23 protein-coding genes are annotated in these 21,594 nt (G+C 37.8%); 2 read left to right on the top strand and 21 right to left on the bottom strand.

Annotated elements, in window-relative coordinates:
• Positions 1-15 precede the first annotated feature (15 nt).
• The 14 genes from DW000_RS00540 to DW000_RS00475 all read right to left on the bottom strand — a co-directional run bounded on the left by DW000_RS00540 (position 16) and on the right by DW000_RS00475 (position 11,198).
• Positions 16-1,206, bottom strand: a complete 1,191-nt coding sequence (locus DW000_RS00540) for a radical SAM protein (protein ID WP_120054650.1) — start codon at positions 1,204-1,206, stop codon at positions 16-18.
• Between the two features lie 171 nt (positions 1,207-1,377).
• Complete coding sequence (rnc, locus tag DW000_RS00535; RefSeq protein WP_120054649.1) at positions 1,378-2,118, bottom strand: ribonuclease III; 741 nt, start codon at positions 2,116-2,118, stop codon at positions 1,378-1,380.
• Positions 2,118-3,362: a beta-ketoacyl-ACP synthase II gene (gene fabF / locus DW000_RS00530; RefSeq protein WP_004693446.1), complete on the bottom strand. Its 1,245-nt coding sequence runs from the start codon at positions 3,360-3,362 to the stop codon at positions 2,118-2,120. The genes rnc and fabF overlap by 1 nt, the downstream gene beginning before the upstream one ends.
• A gap of 35 nt (positions 3,363-3,397) precedes the next feature.
• Positions 3,398-4,354 carry a nitronate monooxygenase gene (locus DW000_RS00525; RefSeq protein ID WP_008600668.1) on the bottom strand — a complete coding sequence of 319 codons (957 nt, stop codon included), beginning with the start codon at positions 4,352-4,354 and terminating at the stop codon, positions 3,398-3,400.
• Positions 4,355-4,431: 77 nt separating this feature from the next.
• Positions 4,432-4,662: an acyl carrier protein gene (locus tag DW000_RS00520; protein WP_004693441.1), complete on the bottom strand. Its 231-nt coding sequence runs from the start codon at positions 4,660-4,662 to the stop codon at positions 4,432-4,434.
• Positions 4,663-4,713: 51 nt separating this feature from the next.
• A complete protein-coding gene (gene fabG, locus DW000_RS00515) occupies positions 4,714-5,457 on the bottom strand; it encodes a 3-oxoacyl-[acyl-carrier-protein] reductase (RefSeq protein WP_021148004.1) in 744 nt (247 codons plus the stop codon).
• A 1-nt stretch (position 5,458) separates the two neighbouring features.
• Entirely contained in the window at positions 5,459-6,400 is a 942-nt protein-coding gene (gene fabD, locus DW000_RS00510) for an ACP S-malonyltransferase (protein WP_120054648.1), read from the bottom strand.
• Between the two features lie 11 nt (positions 6,401-6,411).
• On the bottom strand, positions 6,412-7,356 hold the full coding sequence (gene fabK / locus DW000_RS00505; protein ID WP_008600662.1) for an enoyl-[acyl-carrier-protein] reductase FabK: 945 nt from the start codon (positions 7,354-7,356) through the stop codon (positions 6,412-6,414).
• 15 nt (positions 7,357-7,371) lie between these two features.
• Positions 7,372-8,367, bottom strand: a complete 996-nt coding sequence (locus DW000_RS00500; RefSeq protein WP_008713708.1) for a beta-ketoacyl-ACP synthase III — start codon at positions 8,365-8,367, stop codon at positions 7,372-7,374.
• The gene (plsX, locus tag DW000_RS00495; protein WP_120054647.1) at positions 8,351-9,379 is read right to left on the bottom strand and encodes a phosphate acyltransferase PlsX; all 1,029 of its coding nucleotides are present in this window, start codon (positions 9,377-9,379) and stop codon (positions 8,351-8,353) included. The genes DW000_RS00500 and plsX overlap by 17 nt, the downstream gene beginning before the upstream one ends.
• Positions 9,380-9,382: 3 nt before the next feature.
• On the bottom strand, positions 9,383-9,943 hold the full coding sequence (gene fapR, locus DW000_RS00490; RefSeq protein WP_008713703.1) for a transcription factor FapR: 561 nt from the start codon (positions 9,941-9,943) through the stop codon (positions 9,383-9,385).
• 305 nt (positions 9,944-10,248) lie between these two features.
• Entirely contained in the window at positions 10,249-10,425 is a 177-nt protein-coding gene (gene rpmF / locus DW000_RS00485) for a 50S ribosomal protein L32 (RefSeq protein WP_004693428.1), read from the bottom strand.
• Positions 10,426-10,450: 25 nt separating this feature from the next.
• On the bottom strand, positions 10,451-10,963 hold the full coding sequence (locus tag DW000_RS00480) for a DUF177 domain-containing protein (protein WP_038125328.1): 513 nt from the start codon (positions 10,961-10,963) through the stop codon (positions 10,451-10,453).
• A 100-nt stretch (positions 10,964-11,063) separates the two neighbouring features.
• Complete coding sequence (locus tag DW000_RS00475; protein WP_120054646.1) at positions 11,064-11,198, bottom strand: rubredoxin; 135 nt, start codon at positions 11,196-11,198, stop codon at positions 11,064-11,066.
• A 547-nt stretch (positions 11,199-11,745) separates the two neighbouring features.
• Here DW000_RS00475 and DW000_RS00465 point away from each other — a divergent pair.
• On the top strand, positions 11,746-12,699 hold the full coding sequence (locus tag DW000_RS00465) for a nitronate monooxygenase (protein WP_120054645.1): 954 nt from the start codon (positions 11,746-11,748) through the stop codon (positions 12,697-12,699).
• A gap of 21 nt (positions 12,700-12,720) precedes the next feature.
• Positions 12,721-13,269 carry a gamma carbonic anhydrase family protein gene (locus DW000_RS00460; RefSeq protein WP_042986397.1) on the top strand — a complete coding sequence of 183 codons (549 nt, stop codon included), beginning with the start codon at positions 12,721-12,723 and terminating at the stop codon, positions 13,267-13,269.
• A 92-nt stretch (positions 13,270-13,361) separates the two neighbouring features.
• Here the strand turns inward: DW000_RS00460 and DW000_RS00455 are convergent, their stop codons facing one another.
• From DW000_RS00455 to DW000_RS00425, 7 genes are all read right to left on the bottom strand, one after another.
• Entirely contained in the window at positions 13,362-14,600 is a 1,239-nt protein-coding gene (locus DW000_RS00455; RefSeq protein ID WP_120054644.1) for a chloride channel protein, read from the bottom strand.
• 2 nt (positions 14,601-14,602) lie between these two features.
• Complete coding sequence (nrdG, locus tag DW000_RS00450; RefSeq protein ID WP_120054643.1) at positions 14,603-15,100, bottom strand: anaerobic ribonucleoside-triphosphate reductase activating protein; 498 nt, start codon at positions 15,098-15,100, stop codon at positions 14,603-14,605.
• Positions 15,101-15,348: 248 nt separating this feature from the next.
• Entirely contained in the window at positions 15,349-17,499 is a 2,151-nt protein-coding gene (gene nrdD / locus DW000_RS00445; RefSeq protein WP_004693410.1) for an anaerobic ribonucleoside-triphosphate reductase, read from the bottom strand.
• A gap of 244 nt (positions 17,500-17,743) precedes the next feature.
• Positions 17,744-18,547: a CpsB/CapC family capsule biosynthesis tyrosine phosphatase gene (locus DW000_RS00440; protein ID WP_120054642.1), complete on the bottom strand. Its 804-nt coding sequence runs from the start codon at positions 18,545-18,547 to the stop codon at positions 17,744-17,746.
• Between the two features lie 290 nt (positions 18,548-18,837).
• Positions 18,838-19,272 (bottom strand): VanZ family protein, encoded by a 435-nt coding sequence (locus DW000_RS00435; protein ID WP_120054641.1) that lies wholly within the window; start codon positions 19,270-19,272, stop codon positions 18,838-18,840.
• 36 nt (positions 19,273-19,308) lie between these two features.
• The gene (locus DW000_RS00430; RefSeq protein WP_120054640.1) at positions 19,309-20,475 is read right to left on the bottom strand and encodes a nucleotide sugar dehydrogenase; all 1,167 of its coding nucleotides are present in this window, start codon (positions 20,473-20,475) and stop codon (positions 19,309-19,311) included.
• Entirely contained in the window at positions 20,476-21,573 is a 1,098-nt protein-coding gene (locus tag DW000_RS00425) for an NAD-dependent epimerase/dehydratase family protein (protein ID WP_120054639.1), read from the bottom strand.
• Between the last annotated feature and the right edge of the window lie 21 nt (positions 21,574-21,594).

Here is a 21,594-nt window from a genome sequence, read left to right as displayed (position 1 = left end):
TAATCATATCTTTTATTATAACACATATTGTAGGCCATCAATACAGCAACGAACGGTATTTCTCGTACTTTCTTCACACCAGCTTATACTATATTGTGGGTATAATTCAGCGAAATATAACACATTTCTATTTTTAAGCCCTCGCACCTTAGATGTTAAGCTTCTCGGATAAGAAATAACAATATTATGTTGTACTGCAATACCATTATTCCTAATATAATTTGTTCTATCATTATTAGTGTTATCTATACATCCACTATTATCAGCATTAATCCTACTTAATTTTAAGCTTCCATAAGGAGCATCTTCAATTAAACTAAAAGAATCATTACTTATTAAGTACTTATACTGAGATACATGTTCATCAATACAACGTTCAATTCGCTGCTTATACTGTTCATTCACAACAAGCTCCCCCATAGCTGGCTCATATGGACCGGCCACTAAGCTATTACCGGAATCTAATTCTTCTGTACTTTGTAAACCCGTACGAATGACTTCAATTCCATGCTGTTCAAACCAATCTTTTAAAAATGCACAATACTGTATAGCTAGCTCAGTACTTAGTGGTTCATATTCTCCAGCTCTATACTGGTCGGCTAGTTCTGTATTCTCAATAACTAGTACAGGGTAGATACGTATAAAATCAGGTTGCAATGCAGCTACCGTAATGGCCGTTTCTATTATGGTTTGCCAGGTCTCTCCTTTTAATCCTGGTAAAAGTTGAACTCCAACGGTCATATCACGCTGTTTTAATAGTGCAACAGCCTCTACTACCTCTTGTGCCGTGTGCCCCCTCTTAGCATCGACTAAAATACCATCATTCATAGACTGCACACCAAGTTCTACAGTTTTTACTCCATAAAACTGTAATAGTGTAATCGCTTCAGCTCCTACAGCATCGGGCCTTGTAGAACAGCGTATGCCATCAATGAGGCCCTGTTGAAACATTTCATAGGCAGGCATTAATAATTTATGTTGTAAATCTTTAGTAATAGCCGTAAATGATCCACCATAAAAGGCAACCTCCCAAAACTTTTCATTCCGCTTTGTTCCTACATAGTCTTTGATTGTTTGTTGTATATATTCTGGAGTTAGGTGACTAATACCAAATTGGCCTGTAATACGAGATTGATTACAAAATGTACATACATAGGGACAACCTACGTGAGGTATAAAAAAGGGAATCATACCAAATGGTTTCATAGACATCTCCTCTTCTTATGTAAAAATTATTATTCATCTATTATTATATAGATTATTGTTCATCTATCATTATATAGATCATTATTCATCTACCATTATATAGATTATTACTCACATACTATATATTACTCACATACTATTATACAAAAAAAAGCGCCATTCGGCGCTTTTCTATTTATCAGCCATCAACTTTTCTAAAGTCAATTGAGCCGCATGTTGTTCTGCAATTTTTTTACTTTTACCAGAGCCGGCCTCGTAAGTAACACCATTAATTTCAACCTCCATAAGGAAGGTTTTAGCATGATCGGGACCACTTTCACTGAGCAAATGATAGACAATATGTTTATCCCCATCACGTTGCACATATTCTTGTAATAATGTCTTATAATCTTTGCCCCGCTTACCTTCTAAGGCTTGTATGATATAGGTAGTTAAATGCTTTAAAACGAAGGCCATGGCCGTTTGATAATCTGTAGAAATATAAATGGCACCGATGAGAGACTCAAAGGTATCCGCTAATATAGAGTTTCGATCATTACCACCGGAAGCGCTTTCTCCATGACCGAGCAATAAATATTGTCCTAGTTGCAAAGAACGGCTCACAGATGCTAAAGAATCCTCACACACTGTAGCGGCCTTAATTTTCGTTAAATTACCTTCAGCCATATCTGGATATGTCTTAAATAGGTATTCCCCAATAATAAGATCCAAAACAGCATCGCCTAAAAACTCTAATCGCTGATTGTGATGAATATGCTTTGATTTATGTTCATTCGCATAAGAAGTATGTGTAAAAGCACAATCTATAATGGATATATCTAACACAGGTATGTCTAAACGAGCAACAAGCTCATGAAGAGATTCTTCACGAGCTTGTGTTATCTTACTCTTATGCGTTTCGATAGTAACCATTAAGCTTCATAACGGCGAATGCAAAGTGTACCGTTATGACCACCAAAACCGAAAGAGTTAGAAAGTGCACATTTTACTTGAAGTTCACGTGCACCTTCACGAACATAGTCCAGATCCAAACCTTCATCAGGATTGTCACAGTTAATTGTAGGGTGAACTTTACCAGTTTCAATCGCCATTGCCATTACGATAGTTTCAATAGCACCAGCAGCCCCCAATAAGTGACCTGTCATGGATTTAGTAGAGTTAACAGCGATATTTTTAGCGTGATCGCCGAACAATTCTTTAATAGCCAATGTTTCATTTTGGTCATTAAGGCCAGTAGATGTACCATGAGCATTGATGTAGTTAACGTCTTTAGGATCAATACCTGCATCTTTAATTGCTAATTCCATACATTTCCGAGCTTGAACACCACCTGGAGCTGGTGCAGTGATATGGTAAGCATCACCATTGCTACCATAGCCCACAACTTCAGCGTAGATATGCGCACCGCGTGCTTTTGCGTGTTCTAATTCTTCAAGAACTACGATACCAGCACCTTCACCCATTACGAAACCATCACGGTCACGGTCAAATGGACGGGACGCCTTTGTTGGCTCATCATTGCGTGTAGACATAGCTTTCATAGCCGCAAAACCAGCTACAGCAGCCGGAGATACCGCAGCCTCAGTACCACCAGCAAACATCACATCAGCATCACCACGTTGGATAATACGGAATGCATCGCCAATCGCATTTGTACCAGAAGTACAAGCAGTTACGTCTGTAATAACTGGACCTTTAAGACCAAGGCGAATAGATACGCGTGCAGATGTCATATTTGCAATCATCATAGGTACTGCAAATGGACTTACGCGGCCAGGACCTTTTTCGAATAATGTTTCATACACCTCATGGATAGAGTCAATGCCGCCTATACCTGTACCAACTACAGTACCACAGCGATCTAAATCTGCTTTATCTAAATCAAGATCAGCATCTTCACAAGCAAGAACAGCTGCACCGATAGCAAATTCTACAGAACGGTCCATACGACGAGCTTCTTTCTTGTCTACCCCATAGTTTGTAATATCAAAGTCTTTTACTTCACCCGCAATGCGTGTTGCATAGTCAGATGCGTCAAAGCGTGTAATCGGCCCAATACCAGATTGACCTGCCAATAACGCATTGTAGAAGTTCTCTTTACCGATACCTACAGGAGTCACTGCCCCTAAGCCAGTAATTACTACACGTTTTTCCAATTATTCCACCTCTTATAGCTATACAGCCCTTTAAATTAATCAATCTCTGCTACTTGCTGTTTTAATTGAGCAAAGATATCTTTAACTGGCATAATCCTATCGACTTTTCTCATATTATTGCCAGAGAACACCAACCCCGTTTCCACATCACCTTGTTGTGCACGAGAAAGAGCACGGATAATGCAGAATTTATGGGAACAGTGTTTTAAACAGTTATCACACACCGTCGGAGGCGCTACAGTACCGTCTAAAACAGATTCAGCAAATTTATTTTTTATTGCTTGACCAGGCAAACCAACAGGACTTTGAATCAATACAATATCCTCAGGGTTTGTAGCTCGTACATACATTTTTTTCAATTCATCAGATGCATTACATTCATCAGAAGCAGCAAAACGGCTACCCATTTGAACACCACTAGCGCCGATTTTTAACATTTCAACGATATCACGGCCATCTAGAACACCACCAGCAGCAATTACTGGAATATTTTTTACCGCTGCTACAACTTCGGGAACGATTTCTCGAGCGGAACGATCCGTTCCCAGGTGTCCACCAGCTTCACAGCCTTCTACGATTACAGCTGCAGCACCTAAACCTTCAGAAATGCGAGCTAATTTTGCGGACGAAACAATTGGTACAATAGGAGTACCAGACTCTTTGCCCATTGCGAACATATCTCTTGAAAAACCAGCACCTGCTACTACAAGATCAATGCCTTCTTCGATGGCAGTCTTTACTAAACCAGCAAATTGAGTTGCTGCTACCATCGCATTTATACCAATAATACCCGTAGGTGATAATTTTCTAGCTAATTGTATTTCGTATCGTAATTCATCGAAAGGCAAGCCCGATGCCGCAATAAGGCCGATACCACCTTCATTTGCAACGGCTGCTGCCAAGCGAGCTGTAGACAATCTAATCGCCATACCACCTTGAATAATAGGTACTTTGGCCACTAGATTCCCAATGCGAAGTTCAGGGAGCTTCACTATCAAATCCTCCTGTAAATAAAACCGGTTGGGAGGCCACTCGGCCTCCCGTTCGGTTGAATTGTTAGCTTTACAGCTTATTTAGCAGAATCAATATATTCTACTGTATCCTTAACGGTTTTAATTTTTTCTGCAACGTCGTCAGGGATTTCAACATTGAATTCTTCTTCAAATGCCATGATCAATTCAACGATATCTAAGGAGTCAGCGCCTAAGTCGTCGATGAATGTAGAATCAATGGTAACTTCAGCTTCATCAACGCCTAATTGTTCCACAACGATTGCTTTAACTTTATCGAAAGTGTTCATTAGTGGTTCACCTCCTTTCAAAGTATATTTATATATAGTCTAATTTTACAACTACATTACCATGCCACCATCAACATTGATGACTTGACCCGTAATATAATTAGCAAAATCGCTAGCAAGGAATGTTACTACTGTTGCTACTTCTTCAGCATCAGCCATACGGCCCAATGGAATTTCAGTAACCATAGCTTCTTTAACTTTTTCTGGTAATACATCGGTCATATCTGTGTTGATAAAGCCTGGAGCAATAGCATTAACTGTAATACCACGGCTAGCCAATTCTTTAGCACAGGACTTAGTAAAACCAATTACGCCCGCTTTAGAAGCAGCGTAGTTAGTTTGACCAGCATTACCCATAACACCTACAACAGATGTCATGTTGATAATATGACCAGAACGTTGTTTCATCATGATTTTAGATACTGCTTTAGTTACTAAGTATACACCTTTAAGGTTGATATCAATTACAGCATCAAAATCTTCGTCTTTCATTCTCATCAACAAACCGTCACGCGTAATACCCGCATTATTTACGAGAATGTCAATGTGACCAAATTCTTTATGAGCTTCTTCCACCATGGAAGCAACTTCATCAGCATTTGCTACATTAGCTTTAAATTTAATGGCTTTTCGGCCTAACGCTTGTACAGCTTCAACAGTTTCTTGTGCTGCACCTTCGCTACCGCTATAGTTTACTACAATATCAGCACCAGATTGTGCTAGATTGATAGCTACAGCGCGACCAATGCCACGGGATGCGCCAGTTACAATGGCTACTTTACCCTCTAAATGCATTTTATCGAACCCCCTTCAAAAATTCAAGCGTTTTCTCTAAGGATGCAATGTCTTCAACATTAGCTAATTCCATATCTTTGTTGATCTTTTTAGTAAAACCTGTGAGTACTTTCCCAGGCCCCACTTCAACAAAGCGAGTAACACCAAAGTTTACCATTTCAGCTACACAATCTTCCCACAAGACAGGGTTAGCGGCTTGAGTAACTAAGGACTCTTTAATGTCATTTGCATTAGTCAAAATCTTGCCAGTAACATTTGCAACTACAGGAATTTGTGCATCACACACTTGGATCTTATCCAACTCTTCCTTTAACCGAAGAGCTGCGGGTTCCATCAAACGGCTGTGGAATGGAGCACTTACCGGAAGCATTACTGCGCGTTTTGCTCCTGCTTCTTTCATTTTTTCAGCTGCTGTTTCCACCGCTGCAGTTTCACCGGCAATAACGATTTGTCCAGGGCAATTGAAGTTAACTGCTTGTACAGAACCTACAGAAGCATTTACTTCTTCACAAATTTCTACAACTTGCTCACGAGGTAATGCCAAAATTGCTGCCATAGCGCCTTTACCCAATGGCACAGCTTCTTGCATATATTCACCGCGTTTATGAACTACATATACTGCGTCTTTAAAGTTCAATACACCGGCTGCTACTAGAGCACTATACTCACCAAGACTATGCCCGCCTACGATGTCAGGCGTAAAGCCTTGTTCTTTTAGAATTTCATAACAAGCTACGGATGCAGTCAAAATAGCTGGTTGTGTATTTGCTGTTTTAACGAGCTCTGTATCAGGACCTTCGAAGCATAATTTACTGATAGAATAACCAAGTGCCTCGTCAGCTTCTTCAAAACGTTGTTTCACAATAGGGTACGCATTATACAAATCTTGTAACATGCCTACTTTTTGAGAACCTTGACCAGGAAAAACAAATGCCGTTTTCATTAGGGGCCTCCTTATTTACTAAGACCTTGAAGATTCTTAATCACAGTTTCAGCTTCAGTCATAATATCTTTAATGATAGTTTCACATGGTTTAACATCTGTTAACATACCAGAAATTTGACCGATCATTACAGAACCTTCTTTTACATTACCCTCAATAGCAGCTAAACGAAGTGTACCAGCACCTAATGCTTCCAATTCCTCTTTAGATCCACCACTGAATTCAAGGGATTTATATTTATGAGCTAACGCATTATCTATAATACGTACAGGATGACCTGTTGTTAAACCAGTCATAACTGTAGCACGATCTTTTGCTTTCAATACAGCATTTTTATAATTTTCATGGGCAATACATTCTTCGGATAATACGAATCGTGTTCCCATTTGTACCGCTTTAGCACCTAATGCAAATGCCGCAGCCATACCACGACCATCTGCAATACCTCCGGCAGCAATAACTGGTACATCTACAGCATCAACTACTTGAGGAATTAATGCCATAGTTGTAATATCACCTACGTGACCACCAGACTCTGTACCTTCAGCAATAATTGCATCAATACCACCACGTAATAAGCGCTTTGCTAGTAATACTGATGCAACTACAGGAATAACTTTTGTACCAATTTCTTTCAAAGCGGGAACATAAACACCAGGATTACCTGCACCTGTAGTGATAACAGGAACACGTTCTTCCACGACTACTTCCATAACCTCTTTTACAAATGGAGACATGAGCATGATATTACAGCCAAAAGGCTTACTAGTGCGCTCTTTTAATTTATGGATTTCATTACGGAAAATATCAGGAGGCATATGACCAGCACCAATAATCCCAAGTCCACCAGCTTCAGAAACGGCTGCCGCTAATTCTGCAGTACCGAGCCAAGCCATGCCACCTTGAAAGATTGGATACTCAATCTGCAATAAATCACAAATGTCAGTCTTAATCATCTTGATGTGTCCTCCTTAATACCATTTCAAGACCAGGCTTGCCCATGTTAGGCCTGCACCAAATCCTGCAAACGCAACATTATCACCGCGTTTGAAACGTCCCTCGCGATTAGCTTCATCAAGTGCAATCGCTACAGACGCGGCAGATGTATTACCATACTTATGTAAATTAACAAAAACTTTTTCCATCGGCAGATGTAAACGTTTGGCTGCCGAATCAATAATACGAATATTCGCTTGATGAGGAATGAAGTAATCTAATTCATTTAACTCCATATCAGCACGTTCTAAGGATTTTAAAACCGTACGTCCCATCGTTTTAACGGCAAATTTATATACTTCAGGGCCATCCATATGAATAAATGTTAAGCCCTCTTCTACGCGTTGATCATTTGCTACTACAGCAGTGCCACCTGCAGGAATGCAAAGCGCTGATCCTCCAGTGCCATCGGCGCCCATGTCAATACCTTTAATGCCATAGCCTTCAGGTACTTCAGATACTACTGCAGCCCCAGCACCATCACCAAAGAGGATACATGTACCACGATCATTCCAGTTTACTCGACGAGAAAGAATTTCTGCCCCCACAACGAGTACTTTTTTATAAATACCAGAGCTAATATAACTAGCGGCAGTAATCAATCCATATACAAACCCAGAGCATGCCGCTTGTAAATCATAGGCTGCAGCGTTTTTAGCTCCTAAGTTTGCTTGCAATACACAAGCTGCCGAAGGAATAATCATATCTGGTGTTAAGGTAGCAAAGATAATCATGTCGATATCCTCTGCAGAGACATTAGCCATTTGCATAGCTTTTTTTGCTGCCTCGGTCGCCATATAGGATGTATTCATACCTTCCGGTGCAATGCGTCGTTCTTCTATACCCGTACGCTCTCTAATCCATTGATCATTGGTATCAACCATTTTTTCAAGATCAAAGTTTGTTACTACATTGTCAGGAAGGAAGCTCCCAGTACCAATGATTCCTACAGGTTTATTCATCATAGTCATACTTTAAGGCTCCTTCAATATCCATCGTTTCTCTTATGTGTTGAATAATTTTACGCTCTACTAAATCACTAGCAATTTCAATAGCAGTTTTTATTTCTTTTGCTTTAGAACTACCATGAGCAATCATGAATACCCCATTAACTCCTAAGAGCGGAGCACCACCATTTTCTGTGTGATCCAAACGTTTTGCCATCTTTTTCAAAGCTGGCTTTACAAGCATAGCTCCTATCTTGGCGAAAATACTTCCTGCCATGATGCTATCCTTTACTAATTGCGTAAGACCTGTTACTAAACCTTCCGCAAATTTAAGTACCACATTGCCTACGAATCCATCACATACGACAACATCAACGGCACCTTTAGGAATATCGCGACCTTCAATATTACCTTTAAAATTGATAGTCTTCATACCCTCCAAAATCGGATACGTCGCCAATACGACATCGTTCCCCTTTGTGGCCTCTTCACCAATATTTAACAATCCCACAGTAGGATTTTCTTTTCCTAATAAAAGCTTAGCGTATTCAGAGCCCATTAAAGCTCCTTGTACAAGATGTTTAGGTTTACAATTAGAATTTGCACCAGAGTCTAACATAACTGTTATACCACTTACTGTTGGCATTGGAGTTGCAATGACAGGGCGATCAATGCCTTTAATGCGACCAAGCCCAAATAAAGCCGCTGCAACAGCAGCTCCCGTACTACCTGGAGCAATTACAGCATCACAACGATTATCCCGAACCAACGAAGTAGCGACCACAACAGATGCATCTTTTTTCTTGCGCAATGCTTGACCTGGATGTTCATCCATACCGATTACCTGGCTAGCATGATGTACAGAAATACGTGGATTCTTAGCTTCATTATTAGCTTCTAATATATCAAAAATTTGCTGCTCATCGCCGACGAGCACCACTTCAATGTGTTGATTTGCTCGTACGGCTTCAATGGATCCAAGTACAGTCTCCATTGGAGCAAAGTCGCCACCCATGGCGTCTATTGCAATTTTCATAATTTACACCCTATTCTCTACGGATTCCATAATAAATTTTGCGCGAAACACTTCTTTTATTTTATCTCTTATTATAACCCAAATAAAGAACTTATTACCTCGGCGACGAATAATTTCTGCTTTCGCTACCAAATTAGTACCAGATCCTACTGGGTTCTTATATTTTATATTTCCAACTTCCGCAGAGCAAACAGTCGTCCCCATAACTGCTTTTGCAAGGGAATTTGCTTGAGCATATAAATACTGCGGTTCTACATATCCGAATTGATCTTCCATATCAGCCGTAGTACGTAACATAGATAATGCTTGGTGCCCCTCGGTGACATCAATCAATTCACCAACCACTTCATATGATACATGTTCTACCATTTCATGTGATTGACCTGTAGCCATAACACGAATGCGTTCACGCAATTCAGGAATACCCAATTCTAGTCGATCGAGACGAATTGTTGGCACACTTACACCAAAGTGTGTTGCCAATTCTTCATCAGTAAGAAATGGCGTAATATTCAGTTTTTCTTGTAACTGCTTCTGGCGCTCTTGCTTCTTTAACCGACTCATGGGACCACCTTTTATGACCTAGTATTAATATTACATCCTAAGTATATACAATAATTCCCTTATTGGCAAGACTTTTCATACATATAGTAAGAAATTTTCATAGCATATACAAAATATAGTTGTTTTTTTATATTTTAGTATTTTTGTTTATAAAAAATAAAAATGTGTCACTATCTTATAGAATAATCTTACTATAAAATAATGACACTTGCTATTGATAACGAAACATATAAAATTATGAGTGTATAATTTGAAAGTATATAAAAAAGACGCCTACTAGGTAGGCGTCTTTCTCCACTCACATATTAAGCATTAGCTACTACTTGTTCACCTTTATAGTGACCACATGTAGGGCAAACACGATGAGGCATCTTAGGTTCGTGGCATTGTGGACATGCTACATAACCAGGAGCTTCTAATTTCCAATTAGCACGACGACGATCGCGACGACATTTAGACAATCTACGTTTAGGTACTGCCATTATCTGCACCTCCTTAGTACAATCATTAGGATAATCTATCATCTTTCTCATCAAGCAAAGCACGTAACTCTGCAAATCGAGGATCCACCACAAAGGATTCACAAGAACAAGGTGAAACATTCAAATTTGCTCCGCAATGAACGCACAATCCTTTGCAATCATCCTGACATAACACTTGAGAGGGCTCATTGATGATTAATGTATCCCTAATTAGTTCAGTTAAGTCAATTTCTTCTCCATCAAAAGAATTCACATCATCCGCAGCATCTCGACAATCACTAAAGATTTCCTCAAAGAAATCTTTTCGATAATGTTCTGTTGTATTTAAACAACGGGAACAATCATAATTCCCTTTAGACTGAATCGAACCTTGAACGATGTAATTTTGACCATCAAACCAAAACTCACCACTAATGGTTATATCATGACGGCTCCAAGGAAAAGCAGTTACGTCACCAAGCTCAGAGGCTGATATCGTATAGCTATAAGGAAATTTCTTTCCTATATGTTCTTTTGCTTGCTCTACTTGCAGTTTCATAATCTTACCTCGACTCATAATATTATAAACATGACATGGTGCTTTGTCAAATAAAAAAGACTATCTCAAGTGGACTCAAGATAGCCTTTTGGTAAGTCAATTACATTTTTTCGAATTGGTCTTTACCAACACCGCAAATTGGGCAAACATAATCAGCTGGTTGATCTTCGAATTTTACGCCTTCAACAGCTTCGTCATAAACCCAACCACATACTATGCATACATATTTTTCCATGTGTATTTCCTCCTTCACTTGAAAATTATTGTTTAATGTTTATCTTTAATTAATTCAGATACTCTATCTGTAATGTAGTATATCAAAGACATCGAAACTTTTCAATACTCATTTTCTTATTTTCTCATTTTTATAATATTTAATAATCATAGATACTATGCGGTTTTCTACTACTTAACTCATTTGAAATATATTATCATTTAGTTTTTTTATCTTTAGACTACTGCTGAATATTTTATTATAATCCAATAATTGGAAATTAATTTTGAAAGCATATTGTTTAGATAAATAACTATAATAACCTTATCTAAGGTGTACATAATTACTATATTATACTATTATATAGAGAAGAGATTATACGATTACATATAATCTCCAAATAATATTACGCTTAATCTCTTTAGTATATAAGTATATACTGATGAATATTCTTGACTTTATTAATACTCTAATTTTATATAAGAAAATAAAATCATTCTTATATAAAATTCTCGTATAAAAGTTTAATAAAGTTTCAGTAGATTTAATTGTTATTATAGGAGGCTTTATGCAAACAGCATTAACACAACTTTTACAAATCGAATATCCTATTATCCAAGGCGCTATGGCTTGGGTATCTGAACACAAACTAGTTGCTGCCGTAGCTAATGCAGGTGCTACAGGTGTAATTGCTCTTGGTGGTCGTGATGCAGAATGGACGCGCAACGAAATTCGTGCATGTAAAAACTTAACGGATAAGCCTTTCGGAGTCAATCTCATGTTAATGGCTCCCAATAAAGACGAATTAGTAGATATTATCATTGAAGAAAAGCCTGCATTTGTAACACTTGGAGCAGGCAATCCTGTACCATATATTAAACCATTGCAAGATGCAGGCATTAAAGTTATCCCTGTTGTCCCATCTCTAAAACTTGCTAAACGTATTGAAGAAGCTGGTGCTGATGCAATTATTATTGAGGGTATGGAAGCTGGTGGACATATTGGTAGCCAAACAACCATGTCCTTAATGGAAAATATTTTACCTGAGATTTCCATTCCTGTTGTTGTAGCAGGCGCTATCGTAGATGGTCGTGGTATTGCAGCAGCATTGTTAATGGGTGCTGAAGGTGTACAAATGGGTTCCCGTTTTTTGTTAGCTGAAGAATGCCAAGCCCACATAAATATGAAAGAAGCAATTATCAAAGCCACAGATATAGACTCTGTTGTAACGGGTCTGCTCTCCGGGCACGGTGGAGTACGTAGCTTAAAAAACGAATTCACTATGCGTTACTTAGCTGCCGAAACAGATGGTGTTACTACGCCTGAAGAACGCACCAAAATGTCCCAAGGCACTAACAAACGTGCTGCTATCGATGGCGATGTTGTAAATGGTGCCGTACAAGTTGGACAGGGTTTGAACCGACTTACTACTATTGAACCTGCTCACACTATCGTGCAAACAGTAATGAACGAAGCTATCATGTCTATTCGTAAAGCACAACGTCTTATTGAAATCGTATAATTAATAAATTAGGAGTTCCTTATGTTACCATTTCACGGAAAATACCCCAAATTAGATCCTAAAAGTTGTGTTATGCCTGGTGCAGAACTTGCAGGTGATGTTGAACTAAAAGAATATGCTTCCATTTGGCAAAACTGTGCACTTCGCGGTGATGTAAATAAAATCGTAGTAGGTCGCTATTCTAATGTACAGGATAACTCTGTATTACACGTTGATGACGACAAGGCTTGCATTCTTGGAGATTATGTAACAATTGGCCATGGTGCGATAGTACACGCTAGTACTATCGAAGATAATGTATTAGTCGGAATGGGTGCTATTGTATTGAGCGGTTGTCATATTGGCTCTGGTTCTATTATTGCTGCTGGTGCAGTCATAAAGGAGAACACTGTAATCCCACCTAATTCTTTAGTTGTTGGAATCCCAGCTCGCATAGCTCGTACAGATGAAACGCAAATTGAACGTATTCACAATCAAGCGCTAAAATATAAACACTTATGGACTGTAGAATACGGCATGCTTCCTGATGCGGGTGGCGAGGAATACGATAAGAACGCCAAAATCGTATAATTACATATACATTAAAAGCGGATAGTTGATTAACTCAACTATCCGCTTCTTTTCTATATATTATATTTACTTTTATTAACTGTTATTTATTGCTACTTAGCGCTATTTAATTTTGATTGAATGATTTGCTCTACCATAAGAGCTGTCCCCATTGTTAAAGCTATAGGGAAGAACATCTCTACGGAAAATCTAGTCAACTCAAGCATAAATACGCAAGATGTCATAGGCATCTTCTGTGCTAGTCCTAAAAATGCTACAGCACCGATAAAGGCGGCCATACCTAATGATATAGGAGCTACAGCAATAGACCAAAAAGTACCAAATACTATGGCTAACGTACTTCCCAACATCATAGATGGAGTAATACGCCCACCATAAGCTCCAGCTGCTAATGCGAGTAATACCGCTACCCACTTAGAACCAAATAATCCTAATGCATAAGTCCATGTAATATCATTAGTAAAGGTTAATTCGTTCCCAGCCTTACCATTCCCTAGAATTTCAGGGAAATACATAGCTAGCGCACCAATAATTGTAAACGCAACGATAGATATTGGGATCATAACAGGACTGCTACGATGAATAGAAGGTAACTTACCTTGAGTAATATTAAATAAAACTACACCTAAAGCAACAATAGCGCCCAAGGCGATAGAGAATTCTACATAGTGACTGCCCAAGCTAGGTTGAGCCATTGTATATTGAATAACATCCCCTACACCAGCTTGTCGAGTTACAAAAGTTGCTAATCCACAGCATATAAGTGCAGCACTCATTGCGCGTATATTCCAAGTAAGGAGCAAGGTTTCTAACGTAAAGATTGCCGCCGATAATGGTGAATTATAAACTGCTGCTAAGCCCGCGCCTGCACCACAAGCAATCAATAATTGGCGATCTTCTTGTTTTATGTCAAAGTGCCTAACTAAAAAAGTTGTAATCCCCGCACTTGCTTCACGAGGGGCCACTTCTCGCCCTAAAGGTGAACCTATAGCTACCGTAATAATTTGTAAGGTTGCATGTAAAACAGTAGTGATGGGATTCATCTCCATCTTACCGGAAACCGCAGTTTTAATATCTACAACACCTTTACCATATCGGTGAATCAAAACCCAACCTATGCCACCTATCACGCCACAGACAATTAAGGGTATTAATCGTTCTATCGGTGATACTCGGGCCACAGCTGCACCAAAACTCAGATGATCCGCAGTAGAATAGTTATATACAAAATGTTGAATTCCATGCATTAAATGCGTATAAGAGGCCCCTACAAGTCCAGCTATAAAGCCAACTATAATAATGAGACCTATCAATCGTTTATCAAATGCCATACTTACTCCATTGCTAACACAACTTCACCAGTTTCTAATGTTTTCTTAACATCAATGATACGCTGATTTGAGGAACCTCTGAAGCGCAAAGCAGGGTCCTTAAGTTCATCTACAAAGCGGCCATCTACGAGAATGTCGATTTCTTGTAATAAAGCACTTCGCAACTCATCTTCTAAAATATCATCTATTTCATAGCCGGAATAGGCCCAAATCTTCTTTTCTGGCGCCGCTGCTCGAACAGCTCTCACCACCGGTAATAAGCCTTGTACATTTTGAAATGGCTCCCCACCTAATAATGTTAAACCTGAACATGTAGGATTCTTCACATAAGAAACCACTAAATCTGTCTCAGCTTGCGTCCATACCTTACCAGCATTAAAATCTTGGTATTCTTCGTTAAAACAATTATAACAACAATGTGTACAACCTGTTACAAATATAGATGTACGAATCCCTTCTCCATTGGCAATATCATATTGTCTTATTTGCCCATATCTCATCATAACCTCCATAGTAGTGCCGATCAACTTTGATTAACACTATATAGATATATTTTAATTTCTCATATATACAGTAAAAGCTGTGCCTTAGGCACAGCTTTTAGCATTTACAGAACTATCGTATTTAGAATTAAAATCGTATCTATTAAAATATCCACATCATTAGATATCTATGATAATTATATTAATCTATATAACAGTTTATCTTAATATATAGAATAATTATTAAAACTATACCTCTAATAATCTTAAATATGCATTACACGATCTTTAATTTCCTTTGTGCGCCCTTCATTCCAGAAGTTTTCGCCAAGGTATCCACAAGTACGACGGATAACAGTTAATTTATCGCGGTTTGTATTGTGGCAACGAGGGCATTCCCACTCGTTATGTTCGTTTACCTTGATTTCGCCATCAAAGCCACATTCGTGACAGTAGTCAGACTTGGTATTGAATTCAGCGTAAGAAATATGATCATAAATATATTGAATCATAGTCAAAACAGCTGGAATATTATTAGTCATATTAGGAATTTCCGCATAGGAAATACAGCCACCGGTAGATTTCTTTTGGAACTCAGATTCAAAAGAGAACTTATCAAATACATTAATCTCTTCTCGTACGCTTACATGATAACTATTAGTATAATAACCTTTATCCGTAATATCTTCAATAATACCAAAACGAGCGCGATCCAAAGAAGAGAATCGATGGGTTAAACTTTCAGCAGGTGTACCATATAATGCGAACCCCATGTTATGTTTAACTCGCCATTCATCAACAGCTGCATTTAAGCGATCCATAATCTTCATCGCAAAAACGCGACCTTTCTCGCCTGTATTCGATTCACCGGTAATTAAGCGAGTTGCTTCATAAATACCAATATATCCCAAGGAAATAGTCGCATAACCGCCAGTCAAGAATTTGGCAATTTTCTCGCCTTTTTTAAGTCTTGCAATAGCACCGTGTTGCCAATGGATTGGTGACACATCACTCACTACGTCCTTAAGTAATTCATAACGAAGCATTAGTGCTTTTTCTGCCAACTCAAGTCGTTTATCTAAGATTTCAAAATATCGTTCTTCACTACCGCGGGCTAGAATGCCAATTTGAGGTAAGTTTAAACTTACTACACCAATGTTAAAACGTCCATCAAACTTGTATTCACCATTTTCATCCTTCCAAGGAGATAAGAAGGAGCGACAGCCCATAGGACTAAAGACATTACCTGAATAGTTTTCCTTCATTTTTTTCGCAGAAATATAATCAGGGTACATGCGCTTAGCCGTACATTGTGCGGCCAATTCAGTTAAGTAATAGTATGGACTATCTGGTGTTACATTATGCTCATCAAGAACATAAATCAACTTAGGAAAGGCTGGTGTGATATATACATCGGCTTCGTTTTTTACACCTTTAATACGTTGGCGCAAAATTTCTTCTGTAATAAGAGCTGCTTCCTTCGCGTATTCATAGTCTGGTTGGAAATACATAAATAATGTAACAAATGGAGATTGACCATTTGTGGTCATCAATGTATTGATTTGGTATTGAATAGTTTGGATGCCATCTTTAACCTCTTTACGCGTACGTTTCCACGCAATTTCACGAGCCTTTTCCATATTAGGCTCCATGCCGTAAATCTCAACTTGCTCTTCAATAACATTATTGAGGATTTTTTCATAGGATTTACGTACGAATGGTGCCAAAATACGGTCAATACCATTAATACTTTGACCACCATACTGACCAGATGCTACTTGTGCAATAATCTGTGTTGTTACAGTACAAGCAACTTGGAAAGACTTAGGTGTATCGATTTTCTTACCATTGATTACTGTGCCATTTGTAAGCATGTCTTCCAAATTAATCAAGCAACAGTTAAACATTGGTTGAATAATATAATCCATATCATGGAAGTGGATGGCTCCACTATCATGAGCTTCTAAAATATCAGTAGGAATTAGTTTACGACGAGCAATATCTTTAGATACTTCACCAGCAATTAAATCCCGTTGGGTAGATACAATAGCAGCATCTTTATTAGAATTTTCATCAAGAACACTTATATTGCTACGATCTAATAAACCGATTACATCATCATCAGTTGTATTTTGACGGCGTTTAAAAGCTTGAACAGCTTTGTAACCTTCATAGGCGCGTGCCGTTGCAGGATTATGATACTCAATCAACTTATAATACACTTGATCTTCAATAGCATAAATTGTCATGTCTTTTTGAAGCTTAGTAGCATATTCCTCAATTTCATTTGCAATACGCTGTGCCAAGCCCTCTTCGTACAACCCAGTACTACTATGTTCAGCTTTTTCAATAGCCAAAGCAATCTTGTTTTTGTCGAATGGTACCTTCGTGCCATCACGCTTAATGACCTGCAACATATTGGCAACCTCCCCATCTTGTTACTGCCAAAATATATGTTAAGAAGTATAAAAAGTATGTCTAATCACACTTTTTATAAATTTATATGTAAAAATGTAAAGAATTATTAGAAAACCCCTCTATTTTTACCGCCCTCTCAGTATACTATATATGGTGGTTGTTTTCAACCCTAAATACAATATAAAGTAAAAATAGGTCCCTCTATCTATACCAATATGACATGGATAAAAGAACCTATATAAATTATAATGCAAAGCCAAATAGACGAGTTAAGAAATTACCCTTTTTCCCCACCCAACTAGATGGGACAGAAGGATAAAATGTGCGATTAGCTAAGAGGTCGCGTTCATTAAGATGGATATTTGGCAACAAATCTTTTTTATACGTATTGTCTAATTCAGAAATTGCTTCCACATAACCTTGGTACGCCTCAACATCACAGCCATCGCTGTAACCAGTACCAAAGAAATGAATTAAACCATTTCGATATAATTCAATGGCCCTATCATAGTTAGCGTTACCATGATCAAAAGATGCCATATTACATTGAATCAAAATACCTCTATCAACCCATGCTAGTAATTGTTCAGGTTTAGTAAATAATTGTCCATAAGTTTCTACTTCACTAATAATAGGTACAAGCTCCATATCTAGTAGACTTAATAACCACGCATTAATATGAAGCACTTTGCTATTTTGTGGAAGAGCAACTAATATAAAATGGCTATCTCCCAACGTATATTGATTGCGATGAGAAGCTATATATGCAACCATTTCATCACAAAGCATTACGCGAGCTCCACTGTGAATAGTTATATCTACTTGTTGCTCCTTAACCATAACTTTTACTTCATTAACTAAAGAGTTTATAGCATTCCATGTGTTCAGATCCATAGATACTGTTACATCAGGCGTACTAAAAATATCTGTAATACCTTGTTCAGACAAGGACTTAATCATTTTTACTGATTCTGCCATTGTTTGAGGCCCTTGTGGGCCTAACACAGCTGGCAAAATGCAACCATGTAAATCAACCACGCGACTCATAATCTTTCCCTTCTACTTTCGATTCTCTGTTCAAAAATCGACCTCTTTCATAAAGTTCATGTTCTTCTCATTTAAGTTTATAATTCATTTTACATTCACGATTATAACAAGGGAGTAGTTGCTTGTACATTGGTTTTTCTATAAAAATAAATAAATTATTATATGTTCATTTAATACAATTTCTATATATTCATTTTTCCTTCATAAAATATGACTCATAATCTCTATAATTATGAGTCATATTTTACACATTATTATATTAATATTTTTTTTAATTTTTAAATGTACCTTTATCTTTTATCATGACTAATATAATAAGCTAATTTTACTATCGATATACCAATGATTATACCAATTGTATCAATCAATACATCAGAAAGTTGAGAGCTGCGACCTAGAGAAAATAATTGTATAAATTCGTCTAGACTAGCTATTACTATACCCACTCCTATAGTTTTTACTACTGTGCCATATTCAATATAGTGGCGTAGAACTACATATAAAACACCACCAAGGATTGTGAACTCTGTAAGGTGGGCTAATTTTCGAACAATCCTATTTAAGGCCCATATATTTCCGTAAAAGCCTAATTTATCAGCTATAGGGGCAAGCCACTCTGCAAAAATAAGACTAAATCCATCAGAGCTCCTTCCATTTTGCAAGGAATTATCCCATATAAAAAACACAATTAGACATAACACAATATATAGTATCCAACGTTTCATACTACTCTCCTAAACGCCACAATACATATAGCTGTATTAATCTCTATCAAAAATATCTCGTGTATAAACTTTATTTTTTACACCTTCTAAGCTACTATCCCAGCGATTAGCTACAATAACATCACTAACACGCTTAAAGTCTTCAAAATTACGAATAACTGGCGAATTAAAGAAGTCTTCTGCATCTAGTGTAGGTTCATATACTACCACAGCAATCCCCTTCGCCTTAATACGTTTCATAACACCTTGAATGGCTGATGCTCTAAAATTATCAGAGTTCATCTTCATGGTCAAGCGATAGATACCAACAATTTTCGGATTTTTAGCAATAATAGTATCTGCCACATGATCTTTACGTGTTCTATTTGCATCGACAATGGCAGAAATTAAGTTTTGTGGTACATCATTATAGTTAGCTAATAATTGCTTTGTATCTTTTGGCAAGCAATAACCACCATAACCAAAGGAAGGATTATTATAAAAATCTCCAATACGAGGATCTAAACAAACCCCCTTGATGATTTGACTTGTGCTAAGGCCACGTACTTCAGCATAGGAGTCTAACTCATTGAAATACGCTACACGTAATGCTAAATACGTATTAGCAAACAATTTAATTGCTTCCGCTTCCGTAGAATCAGTATATAATTGTGGAATATTTTCTTTAATAGCACCTTCCGCTAATAATTGGCCAAAACGACGTGCTCTGTCAGAATCCTCGCCCACAACAATACGGGATGGATGTAAATTATCGTATAAGGCTTTACCTTCACGCAAGAATTCTGGCGAGAAAATTAAATTCTCCGTATTAAATTCTTTGCGCATTTGTACCGTATAGCCTACCGGTACAGTTGATTTAATAATCATTACTGCATCAGGATTAATCTCTAGCACAGTTTTAATAACTTGTTCAACAGAAGATGTATCGAAAAAGTTTTTTTGAGGATCATAATTTGTAGGTGTCGAAATGATAACATAATCTGCACCGTTAAAAGCTTCTACTGGGTCAAGTGTAGCTTTGAAGTTTAACTCCTTAGTAGCTAAATACTCTTGCAATTCAGCATCTACAATAGGCGTCTCTTTGCGATTTAACATATCTACTTTTTCTGGGATGATATCGAGGGCTACTACTTCATTATGTTGAGCTAACAACACACCATTGGAAAGGCCTACATAGCCTGTACCAGCAATTGCAATTTTCATTTATTTGCCCTCCATCATATAGAAATCTTTATACCATATGGCAAAACGCTTTAACCCTTCTCGTAAGGTTGTATTAGGTTTAAAGCCAAAATTTGCTTCTAACGCACTTGTATCAGCATATGTAACAGGCACATCCCCTGGTTGCATAGGTACTAATTCTTTATGCTCCTCAAAATTATAATCTTCTGACAATACGCCAGCAGAAACCAATTCCTCTGAAAGAATGCGCACAAAATCAAGTAAATTTTCTGGGTTGCTATTGCCGATATTATAAATAGCGTACGGTGGAACCGGCAAGCCATCCGCACCATTGCGACGCTCTGGTGCAGTAGACATAACCTTAGAAACGCCTTCTACAATATCATCGATATAGGTAAAATCACGCTTACAATTGCCGTAGTTGAAGATTTTAATTGTCCCACCATTACGTAATGTATTTGTAAAAACAAAGTATGCCATATCTGGACGACCTGCAGGGCCGTATACAGTGAAGAAACGAAGCCCTGTGCTAGGGATGTTATATAATTTAGCATACGAATAAGCCAATAACTCATTTGATTTTTTTGTAGCTGCATAAAGAGATACAGGATTATCTACTTTATCCTCTGTAGAGTATGGAATTTGTTTATTTGCACCATATACAGAAGAAGATGATGCATACACTAAATGCTCTACACCTCTTTCACCATCATCATAAGAATGACGACAAGCTTCTAGAATATTATAAAATCCAATAATATTAGACTCGATATAGGCGTCGGGGTTAGTAATAGAGTAACGAACCCCTGCTTGAGCTGCTAGATTCACTACAACTTGTGGTTTATAGATAGCAAAAATTTCATCAACAAAGAACTTATCTGCAATATTCCCTTTTTTAAAAATCCATATATTCTTATTATTTTTGCTAAGTTCATCAATCTGTTGCAATCGATACTCTTTCAATGCTACATCATAGTAATCATTAACAGAATCTATGCCAATAATTTGAGTCCCTTCTGCTTCAGATAGTAAGGACATAACTAGATTAGCCCCTACAAATCCAGCGGCACCTGTTACAAGGATTACCGTGTTGTTTAAATCTACATTTTTTGAAAGCATATGTACTCCTTTCATAGTTCT

Source organism: Veillonella sp. AF36-20BH (assembly GCF_003602765.1).
In the GTDB taxonomy this organism is placed as follows: domain Bacteria; phylum Bacillota; class Negativicutes; order Veillonellales; family Veillonellaceae; genus Veillonella; species Veillonella hominis.
This window is presented reverse-complemented; position numbering and strand designations above follow the sequence as displayed.

What these genes read in the sequence shown, in the direction of transcription:
- nrdD (WP_004693410.1), bottom strand. Translation starts at nt 17,499, where the DNA reads ATGTTGCAGGTCATTAAGCGTGATGGCACGAAGGTACCATTCGACAAA.
- DW000_RS00435 (WP_120054641.1), bottom strand. Translation starts at nt 19,272, where the DNA reads ATGAAACGTTGGATACTATATATTGTGTTATGTCTAATTGTGTTTTTT.
- DW000_RS00460 (WP_042986397.1), top strand. Translation starts at nt 12,721, where the DNA reads ATGTTACCATTTCACGGAAAATACCCCAAATTAGATCCTAAAAGTTGT.
- rnc (WP_120054649.1), bottom strand. Translation starts at nt 2,118, where the DNA reads ATGGTTACTATCGAAACGCATAAGAGTAAGATAACACAAGCTCGTGAA.
- DW000_RS00430 (WP_120054640.1), bottom strand. Translation starts at nt 20,475, where the DNA reads ATGAAAATTGCAATTGCTGGTACAGGCTATGTAGGCCTTTCCAATGGT.
- DW000_RS00480 (WP_038125328.1), bottom strand. Translation starts at nt 10,963, where the DNA reads ATGAAACTGCAAGTAGAGCAAGCAAAAGAACATATAGGAAAGAAATTT.
- DW000_RS00475 (WP_120054646.1), bottom strand. Translation starts at nt 11,198, where the DNA reads ATGGAAAAATATGTATGCATAGTATGTGGTTGGGTTTATGACGAAGCT.
- fabG (WP_021148004.1), bottom strand. Translation starts at nt 5,457, where the DNA reads ATGCATTTAGAGGGTAAAGTAGCCATTGTAACTGGCGCATCCCGTGGC.
- DW000_RS00540 (WP_120054650.1), bottom strand. Translation starts at nt 1,206, where the DNA reads ATGAAACCATTTGGTATGATTCCCTTTTTTATACCTCACGTAGGTTGT.
- DW000_RS00500 (WP_008713708.1), bottom strand. Translation starts at nt 8,367, where the DNA reads ATGACTATGATGAATAAACCTGTAGGAATCATTGGTACTGGGAGCTTC.
- DW000_RS00425 (WP_120054639.1), bottom strand. Translation starts at nt 21,573, where the DNA reads ATGCTTTCAAAAAATGTAGATTTAAACAACACGGTAATCCTTGTAACA.
- rpmF (WP_004693428.1), bottom strand. Translation starts at nt 10,425, where the DNA reads ATGGCAGTACCTAAACGTAGATTGTCTAAATGTCGTCGCGATCGTCGT.
- plsX (WP_120054647.1), bottom strand. Translation starts at nt 9,379, where the DNA reads ATGAAAATTGCAATAGACGCCATGGGTGGCGACTTTGCTCCAATGGAG.
- DW000_RS00465 (WP_120054645.1), top strand. Translation starts at nt 11,746, where the DNA reads ATGCAAACAGCATTAACACAACTTTTACAAATCGAATATCCTATTATC.
- nrdG (WP_120054643.1), bottom strand. Translation starts at nt 15,100, where the DNA reads ATGAGATATGGGCAAATAAGACAATATGATATTGCCAATGGAGAAGGG.
- DW000_RS00520 (WP_004693441.1), bottom strand. Translation starts at nt 4,662, where the DNA reads ATGAACACTTTCGATAAAGTTAAAGCAATCGTTGTGGAACAATTAGGC.
- fabD (WP_120054648.1), bottom strand. Translation starts at nt 6,400, where the DNA reads ATGAAAACGGCATTTGTTTTTCCTGGTCAAGGTTCTCAAAAAGTAGGC.
- fapR (WP_008713703.1), bottom strand. Translation starts at nt 9,943, where the DNA reads ATGAGTCGGTTAAAGAAGCAAGAGCGCCAGAAGCAGTTACAAGAAAAA.
- DW000_RS00440 (WP_120054642.1), bottom strand. Translation starts at nt 18,547, where the DNA reads ATGAGTCGCGTGGTTGATTTACATGGTTGCATTTTGCCAGCTGTGTTA.
- fabK (WP_008600662.1), bottom strand. Translation starts at nt 7,356, where the DNA reads ATGATTAAGACTGACATTTGTGATTTATTGCAGATTGAGTATCCAATC.
- DW000_RS00455 (WP_120054644.1), bottom strand. Translation starts at nt 14,600, where the DNA reads ATGGCATTTGATAAACGATTGATAGGTCTCATTATTATAGTTGGCTTT.